This window comes from uncultured Dialister sp., assembly GCF_937959425.1.
GTDB lineage: Bacteria > Bacillota > Negativicutes > Veillonellales > Dialisteraceae > Dialister.
In genome coordinates, this window is the sequence record NZ_CALGPS010000212.1 from 1 (window position 1) to 8,112 (window position 8,112).

Annotated in this window: 8 protein-coding genes; 7 read left to right on the plus strand and 1 reads right to left on the minus strand. The window is 50.4% G+C overall.

Annotated features, from left to right (window positions below):
* Both Q0482_RS09080 and Q0482_RS09085 read left to right on the plus strand, forming a co-directional pair.
* Nucleotides 1-548 (plus strand): alpha/beta hydrolase (locus Q0482_RS09080; RefSeq protein ID WP_299145632.1); only part of this gene is annotated, 548 nt, incomplete at its 5' end.
* 54 nt (nucleotides 549-602) lie between these two features.
* Nucleotides 603-1,010, plus strand: a complete 408-nt coding sequence (locus Q0482_RS09085) for a hypothetical protein (RefSeq protein ID WP_299145634.1) — start codon at nucleotides 603-605, stop codon at nucleotides 1,008-1,010.
* A 14-nt stretch (nucleotides 1,011-1,024) separates the two neighbouring features.
* Here Q0482_RS09085 and Q0482_RS09090 read toward each other — a convergent pair whose 3' ends face one another.
* Nucleotides 1,025-1,840 carry a DNA glycosylase gene (locus tag Q0482_RS09090; RefSeq protein WP_299145636.1) on the minus strand — a complete coding sequence of 272 codons (816 nt, stop codon included), beginning with the start codon at nucleotides 1,838-1,840 and terminating at the stop codon, nucleotides 1,025-1,027.
* Nucleotides 1,841-2,445: 605 nt separating this feature from the next.
* On the opposite strand from Q0482_RS09090, the gene Q0482_RS09095 reads away from it, so the two are divergent.
* The 5 genes from Q0482_RS09095 to Q0482_RS09115 all read left to right on the plus strand — a co-directional run bounded on the left by Q0482_RS09095 (nucleotide 2,446) and on the right by Q0482_RS09115 (nucleotide 8,038).
* Nucleotides 2,446-3,285 carry a PfkB family carbohydrate kinase gene (locus Q0482_RS09095; protein WP_299145638.1) on the plus strand — a complete coding sequence of 280 codons (840 nt, stop codon included), beginning with the start codon at nucleotides 2,446-2,448 and terminating at the stop codon, nucleotides 3,283-3,285.
* The gene (locus Q0482_RS09100) at nucleotides 3,264-3,545 is read left to right on the plus strand and encodes a TIGR04076 family protein (RefSeq protein WP_299145640.1); all 282 of its coding nucleotides are present in this window, start codon (nucleotides 3,264-3,266) and stop codon (nucleotides 3,543-3,545) included. Before Q0482_RS09095 ends, Q0482_RS09100 begins: the two co-directional genes overlap by 22 nt.
* Nucleotides 3,546-3,550: 5 nt before the next feature.
* A complete protein-coding gene (locus Q0482_RS09105) occupies nucleotides 3,551-4,582 on the plus strand; it encodes a 3-deoxy-7-phosphoheptulonate synthase (protein ID WP_299145642.1) in 1,032 nt (343 codons plus the stop codon).
* Between the two features lie 16 nt (nucleotides 4,583-4,598).
* Nucleotides 4,599-5,447, plus strand: a complete 849-nt coding sequence (locus Q0482_RS09110; protein ID WP_299145644.1) for a hypothetical protein — start codon at nucleotides 4,599-4,601, stop codon at nucleotides 5,445-5,447.
* A gap of 839 nt (nucleotides 5,448-6,286) precedes the next feature.
* On the plus strand, nucleotides 6,287-8,038 hold the full coding sequence (locus tag Q0482_RS09115; protein WP_299145646.1) for a ShlB/FhaC/HecB family hemolysin secretion/activation protein: 1,752 nt from the start codon (nucleotides 6,287-6,289) through the stop codon (nucleotides 8,036-8,038).
* Nucleotides 8,039-8,112: the final 74 nt, after the last annotated feature.

Here is an 8,112-nt window from a genome sequence, read left to right on the forward strand (position 1 = left end):
AGGGGACGGACTGGGGTATCCATGATGTGGATGATATGGATGCCTGGGTGGATTTCCTCCGTGCTAAGAATCCTTCCATGGAAATCGGATTTCATGGCATTTCTCTGGGCGCCGCCATGGCTCTGATTTACAGCGGCAGTGATGAGGGACGGCATATGAAGTTTTATGTAGCCGATAGTTCCTATGGAAATCTGATGGAGCTGGGGCGGGATAAGATTATGACCTATACCGGAGACAGCCGGCTTGTGCTGGGGATGGATGTGCTCAGTCCCTTTATGCAGGCAGCTATGTTCTTCCATACGGGAAAGATTTTATCCGATGTGGATCCTGCTTCCCAGGTGACCCATATGACTTCGCCGGTGCTTTTCCTGCACGGCAGGGCGGATACGCTGATTCCGCCATCTGTGGCAGAGGAGCTTCTGGCGGATGCATCCGGATCGCCGAAGAATCTTTATATTTTTGACGGAGCGGCTCACACCATGGAAATGGCTGTAAACGGGCCGGCTTACCGGTCAGTGGTGCAGAAATTTGTGAAGGGCCTGTCATAATAGAGTGTTTCTTATTTCTTTTATGATACAATAGAGGAAACAGGAGGTATTGGTATGAGTGAAAAGGACTTACAGAAGGAAGGGCTTCTTACAGCCTGCAAGACCATCCAGGCATTGAAGGGGACGGTGGAATGTCTCCAGATTAATCTGTCCCAGGAGCGGGACAATAATGAAGGGTTGAATCTTACCATCGAGTCTCTCAGAAATGAAAATAATGAGCTCCAGGAAAAGGTATTCCAGCTGGAAGCGGAGCTGCAGGCCGCGAAGGATGAAGAAAAGGAAGAAAAAACAGCCACTCCTTCTTCGGAAGTGGTGGAAGAGCTGGAGAAGAAGCTGGGATTTTACTGCAAGGATTTGAAGAAACTGGATGAAAAAAATCTCACCGCGGAAGACAGTGAGACTTTATACAACATCCTGGCTTATACTTTTAAGACGCTGAAAAAGGCAGGCTTGAAGCTGTAAGACAGGCAGCATTTCTATTTCATGCCTGTGCTCTGGGCATAGTAGAAAAGGTACTGCTGAAGAATGCCTGCCTGGCTCCCATAGCGGGGGAAGGGATTCTTCCCGCCATAATACCGGTCAATGACCCGCTGTATCCACACGTCCACCGGCGCCAGGCCGGTGCGGTGGTAACTGAAAAGGGCAATGCAGCTGGCCACCTTGATACCTACGCCCGGCAGGGCCATGAGGGATTCCAGTAAAGTTTTATCATCACAGGACGCCAAATCTTTCAAAAGATGGGGCGTCCTTTTTATAATGGCTGCGGTTTGGGAAATATAGGGAGTTCGGTAGCCCAGGGAGCATGACTGCAGCTCTTTTTCTGAGAGGCGGGCTATTGCCTTCGGCGAAGGGAAGGTATAGAGTACTTTTCTCTCCGTTTCCACCTTTTCTCCCGCTATGCGGCAGAGCTTTTCCACGGAAGAGGCGATGGCAGGAATGGATTTTCTTTGGGAAATGATAAAGGTAATCATGGTTTCCCAGGGATCCTGCCGGAGGATGCGGATACCCCTGCTGTATTCCGCAGCCTGGGACAGATAGCTCTCTTCGGCAGGGATACTTTCCCTGATGGATGCATAATTGCAGGATAGGTCGAAATAAGGCTTCCAGATATGGTTCCATTGATAACGGGAACAGGAAATCTCGTAGTGAATTCCCTTCTCATGGCGGATATAGAGCACATGGGAACCGGTGATAAAACGGAAGGCGCCGTCATCCAGTTTAGCTGCCCGAAAGTACTGCCCGCTGTGTATGATTTTATAAAGGTCAAAATCGTCTTTGATAAGGATATGCATGGTCTGCTCGTTTCTGAAAATAAAGGGGCTGTGAAAAAATGATTTACATTTTTCACGGCTCCTTTTGTATATATAAATTCTCACGGAGATTGGCCAAATGCCAGTCTGCTTCCTGCCTCTACGTCATTTTGAGCGATGCTGCATGTGGTTATGGATAATAATGCCTTTTGTTCTATTGAGGCTCTCAGTCGAGAAATCTCCCACCGCAATGAGGTTTATACTATCGTGGAATGAGATTTCTCCACTCCGCTTCGCTACGGTCGAAATGACAGTGAGGCGGAGTGGTATCTGTGTCATTTCTACATTTTTTCACAGTCCCTGGGATTAGGGGAGCCTTAGGCGGCTGAGAATCCGGTCAGATGCTTTCCCGCGGAGAAGAGGGCCACCAAGTGGCGAAGGGGTGGACGAGGGGAAGCAAAGAAATGATACTCTATGCTGAACTGCTTGCCGCAAGGCAGCATTCTGCGGTGAGATTTCTCGGTTCCGCTAACGTTTTGCCACCCCGCAGCGGCTCCTGCCTGACTTACCAACATTATATTCTTTTACCTGCTTTTTTCAAAGATATGATAAAATAAAAGCACATACTTGCAGGAAAGAGGGATATTTTGGGAAAACAACTGCTTCTGGTCAATGATCTTCCCGGCTACGGGGAGGTGGCCCTTTCGGCGATGATGCCGGTTTTGACACACATGGGGCACCATGTGTATAATCTCCCTACGGCCCTTGTTTCCAACACCCTGGACTATGGCCGTTTCGAGATTCTGGATACTACGGAGTATATGCGAAACACCATGGGCGTGTGGCGGTCTCTGGGCTTCTCCTTTGACGCTATTTCCACCGGATTTATGGTATCGCCTACCCAGGCGTCCATGATTGCCAATTACTGCAGCCGAGAGCGGGAGAAGGGAACGAAAATTTTTGTGGATCCCATTATGGGGGACGAAGGCCATTTGTATAACGGGCTCACCGAAAGGACGGTGGAAGGCATGAGGAAACTGGTTTCCCACGCGGACTACATGGTGCCCAATTACACGGAAGCGGCCCTCATTGCAGGGGAGCCTTTTCATGATGAAGGTCTTTCCTGGGTGGCTATGAAAAGCCTTCTGGGAAAGCTGCACCGGCTGGGAAAGGGCTCCGTAGTTATTACCAGTGCCAAGGTGGACGGTAGTGATGCGGTGGCCGGATTTGACAGCGGGCGGGGCGAATTTTTCCTTCGTACCTTTGACATGATACCGGTTCGTTTCCCCGGTACCGGCGATATATTCTCCGCCATTTTCATGGGAAATGTGATGGACGGCGTATCGATGATGGATTCTGTAGACCGGGCCATGATGGCGGTCCGTCAGATGATTGTATTGAGCAGGAACAGCAGGGATTCCTTCAAAGGCATTCCTGTGGAGTCCTGTCTGGAGGTGCTTGATTTATGCCGAGAAGACCGAAAATAAAGATTACCTGTATCGACAGGCTGGGGAAATGCCCCTGCCACCGGGGACACAGACCGGGCGACTCCTGGGACTTTGACAAAGACCGGGGACAGATCTGCCCCATGGTGATGCATGTGGCATTTCCCTATATAGACATCCTCCGCTATGGCGGGGAGATTCCCCAGCCGGGGCAGGAAAAGGGCAGTGCCATTTTCTGCTGTCCCGATGTGGAAACGATTAATGTATTCAAAATCGAAAGAATAGAAGATAAAGAAGGGTGAAATCTATGGAACAGATGCAGTTCATCCGGAAGCTTCCGGAACCTATGGAAATCAAACAGGAAATCCCGCTGAGAGCAGAATTTCAGAAATTGAAGGAAGAAAGAGACCAGGAAATCGCCGATATTATGACCGGGAAGGACGATCGTTTCCTCCTGATTATCGGTCCCTGCTCTGCTGACAATGAGCCTGCGGTGCTGGACTACTGCAGCCGCCTTGCCAAAGTGGCGGAAGAAGTAAAAGACCGCCTCTTCATCGTGCCCCGTGTATACACCAACAAACCGAGAACCATCGGCAAGGGCTACAAAGGTATGCTCCACCAGCCGGATCCGGAGGGCAAGGAAAACATGATGGAAGGTATCAAGGCTATTCGCCGCATGCATGTCCATGTCATTGAAGAAACGGGTTTTACCTGTGCTGAAGAAATCCTTTATCCTGAAAATCACCGCTACCTGTCGGATCTTCTCTCCTACGGCGCCATCGGCGCCCGTTCCGTAGAAGACCAGCTCCACCGCATGATTGCCAGCGGCGCCGGCATTCCTGTAGGCATGAAGAACCCTACCTCCGGTGACCTGTCCGTCATGATGAACTCCATCGAAGCGGCACAGAGCGAGCAGGATTTCCTCTTCCACGGATGGGAAGTGCACACCACCGGCAACCCCCTGGCCCATGCCATCCTTCGCGGTTACGTGAACCACTTCGGTACCAGCATGCCAAACTACCACTATGAAAACCTTCGGAAAGTGGCGGACATGTACGGCGAAAGAAATCTGAAGAACCCCGCCATCGTAGTGGACTGCAACCACAACAACTCCGGCAAGAAATACATGGAACAGATCCGCATTGCCAAAGACGTCATGGCCAGCCGGAAATACGCCGACGATATCCGTCATATGGTGAAAGGTCTCATGATTGAAAGCTACATTGAAGACGGAAACCAGAAAATCGGAGACGGGGTGTATGGGAAATCCATTACCGACCCCTGCCTGGGCTGGGACAAGAGCCGCAGCCTGATCCTCTCCCTGGCAGAACAGGTATAACCTCTGGAGGGATACCATGAAATACATAAAAAAGGCGGCCCTGGCGGCAGCCCTGCTGCTTTTCCTGCCTGCCGCCTATCCGGCCCATGGAGCGTCGGATACCCTGGAGGCCGCAGAAAAAGCGGTGGAAAAAGGAAAGATTTCAGACAAAGATATGGATGCCCTTTTTGACCAGATAAAAGACGGCTGGAAGAGCGGCGGGAAAAATAGCTCTTTTGACTGGAAAGCCATGGGTGATGTGGTTCTGGGAGAAATCCTCAAATCCGACGATGCGGCCAAAAATAAAAAGCTGCAGAAAATTTTGGACATCCTTACCGGTGGGAAAGAGCAGAAAGAAGAGCCCAAAGCTGAAGAAAAGGGAGCGGACAGGACACTGGAAGCTGAAGTCAGGCCCAATGATGCTATCCGTGAAGCGGTGATTTCCTATTTCAAAATCCCGAAAAAGGACTGGAAAACCACCTCTTACTCCTATAACTTCATGGACCTGGACCACGACGGCCATATGGAAGCCCTGGTGCTGGTAGAAGGCCCTTACACCAGCGGTACCGGCGGCGATACCCTCCTTATCCTGAAAGAAAAAGAGGAGGGCTGGGAGCCGGACCAGTCCATCTCCGTCATCCACGCCCCCATCCTCGTGGCGTCACCGGGGGAACTGAACCTTCTGTCCGACAGGAAAGTCCTCATCTTCAAACGAAGCGGCGGCGGAGCCAAAGAAGCCTACGTGGCCCTTACCAGTAAAGACGGGAAATACATTACGGCAGGGGAAGCGGAAGAAATCAAAGACCAGGAAATCCACGGCACACTCCTTCTCCTGCAGAAAGAGAAAGCGCCTACCCTGGAAGAAAAAAAGAACAAAGCAGAATAAAAAAACACTGCCCTTTGCGGACGGTGCTTTTTTATTTGGGGAGAAGATTGGAATAAATGACCGCTGGCCGTCATAGAAAGGGGCGCTTACGGGATTTTCCACCTCCCACCGATTGCCCTGCGCTTTCGCTCAGTATTCTGTATCCGGCGGGAAGGGCAGAGTGTAACGCCTTTGCGTTCTATGGGAGAGGGCCGCGGAGTGGGGGAGAAACCAAAAGGATAGGTTATGCGGCGGAAGCTCCCTGGACAGCAATCGGTTCTTCTACAACTTTCTTCGATTTAATAAAAAAATAATTATTTTATTTAGTGGGAGTAATTTATTTCATTTTTACTCTTCTATTTAGCACAAGGACTGCAGAATATCCTAATTATTTAATAGTTATCATAGATAATAATAAGGTTTTATGAGGATTTTGTTCTCCTGAGTATGATAGAAAATAAAATCACATTCTTGTACACTTACAACTAAGTTTTAAAACAAAGCTATATCTAAGTATGCCGTGTGGTAATTGCTGGGCTTGCATATGCGTTTTACATCAACTATAATACTCGATAAAGTTTGAAGAAAGGGGAACTGGAATGAAAAAAATCAATAAAGTTCGAATAAAACTCATTTATCTTAGTAAAGAGATGAATAAGAATCTATTAAATTTCAGCATCCGATTTCTTGAAACAGCCGTAAGTTACATAGTATAATATATATACAGTACTGCATGAGAGTTATATTACATGCAATGCGTTATATATACCTATCATAATTACACGAAACGAAAATTCAACTTCTTTCCTTTACTTATAAATTAATCATTTACAAAATTAATAAAAGGGGACACCATCATCATGAACAAGAAGAAAGAGAGAATGATCCTTGCATTGGCCCTGCTGGCTGCAGCGCCGGTTGTATCACAGGCAGAGACGCCGGCTATTCCTGATTCCACCCGTACGGCCCTGGAGTCAGGCCGAAGCCAGGCGGAAACCATGATGAGGCGGAATGAATGGAGTGACCGCCAGCGTCTTTCTTCTGCAAAGGGAAGTGAGGAAGCCAGGGTAGAAAACAGGACGATGGAAACGCCTTCCCTGAACCTGCCTGATACGGAGACTGTGAAGGTCAAAGATTTCATCATTGAGGGACAGGACATTTATCCCGAAGAGAAACTGCAGGCGCTCCTGGCGGATAAAAAGGGAAAGGAACTTTCCTTTAAGGATATCCAGGAAGGAGCGGACAGGATTACCCGATATTTCCGCAAAAAAGGATACATTGTGGCTAAAACCTATATCCCGCCTCAGGATGTGACCGATGGCATCATTCATTACAAAGTGGAAGTGGGACGGTTCGATACCCCTTCCCTTACGAATAAGACGAAAATCAGGGACAGCGCCATTGAAAAGCAGGCCCGGGCAGTGAAGGAAGGGGAGTACGTGACCCGTGACAAGCTGGAAAGGGCGGTGTGGCTGGTGTCCGACATGGCCGGCGCAGATGCCCGTGTGGCTTTGAGTCAGGGCAGTCAGCCGGGCACGGTGAAACTGGACATGACGGTGGAGCCCTATGTCGGAAAGCACGGCCTCATTTCCGCAGATAACTACGGCAGCCGGGCTATGGGCTACAATGAATACTCCCTGGACTATGATTTCTGGAATCCCGCCAGAAACGGTGACCATCTCATGGCATCTATTTCCACCACCGGCCGCCACATGTTCAACTGGGGCGCCAACTACATCACACCTCTTGCCAAGGACGGACTGAAGCTCACCGTAGGGTACAACGTATTCAGCTACGACATGGGCGACGAATGGGCCATGTACAAAGGCGTAGGCACCTCCCGGGTTACTTCCCTGGGCCTGGACTACGCCATCCGGAGAAGCCGCAGGCACAACCTGTACACCGGCATCCGCTTTGAACACAGTGAAATCAAGGACGAATACAGAGCCTTCGACGCCACCTACGGCGATAAGACAGGAAATGCCCTGGTCCTTTCCCTCTACGGCGATGACCAGGACACCGCCGGTATGACAGACTGGCGGCTGGACTGGAAACTGGGCCACATTAACAACCGGGCCTTCCACTCCGATAACATTTACGCCCGCTGGATGGCCGGCGACCCTGACACCAACGGCGATTACTCTAAGATTCGGGGACACATCGAAAGACATCAGAACATCAATGAAAGATCCTACCTGCTGCTCTCTGCCTACGGACAGTACGCTTTTACCCCGCTGGATTCGTCGGAACACTTCTCCCTGGGCGGCCCTTACGGCGTGAAAGCCTATCCCACCAGTGAAGGTTCCGGCGACAGTGGTTACATCACCAGAGCCGAACTCCGCTGGCTCATCCCCGTGGAAGCCCACGACCAGCAGTTCCAGCTTGCCTTCTACGCAGAACATGGCGGCGTGTGGATTGATAGAAACGGCGGAAACTCCGGCAGTCGAAACCACAGAAACCTCCAGGGCGCAGGCGTAGGCATCATCTGGCAGCGCTGGCAGGACTGGTTCATCCGTGCCGACTACGCATGGAAACTGGGTGCCGAAGATCCAACATCCGACACCAGCCATAAAAATGGCCGCTTCTGGATCCGCGGCGGATTCTATTTCTAACCGGTACCTGCCTCCCCCACTACAAACTTGCCTCCCCCATCTATGGGGGAGGGGGACCGCGTAAGCGGTGGAAG

Excerpts from the sequence above, each read along its gene's own strand:
- Q0482_RS09085 (WP_299145634.1), top strand. The coding sequence starts at position 603 with ATGAGTGAAAAGGACTTACAGAAGGAAGGGCTTCTTACAGCCTGCAAG.
- Q0482_RS09090 (WP_299145636.1), bottom strand. The coding sequence starts at position 1,840 with ATGCATATCCTTATCAAAGACGATTTTGACCTTTATAAAATCATACAC.
- Q0482_RS09100 (WP_299145640.1), top strand. The coding sequence starts at position 3,264 with ATGCCGAGAAGACCGAAAATAAAGATTACCTGTATCGACAGGCTGGGG.
- Q0482_RS09105 (WP_299145642.1), top strand. The coding sequence starts at position 3,551 with ATGGAACAGATGCAGTTCATCCGGAAGCTTCCGGAACCTATGGAAATC.
- Q0482_RS09110 (WP_299145644.1), top strand. The coding sequence starts at position 4,599 with ATGAAATACATAAAAAAGGCGGCCCTGGCGGCAGCCCTGCTGCTTTTC.
- Q0482_RS09115 (WP_299145646.1), top strand. The coding sequence starts at position 6,287 with ATGAACAAGAAGAAAGAGAGAATGATCCTTGCATTGGCCCTGCTGGCT.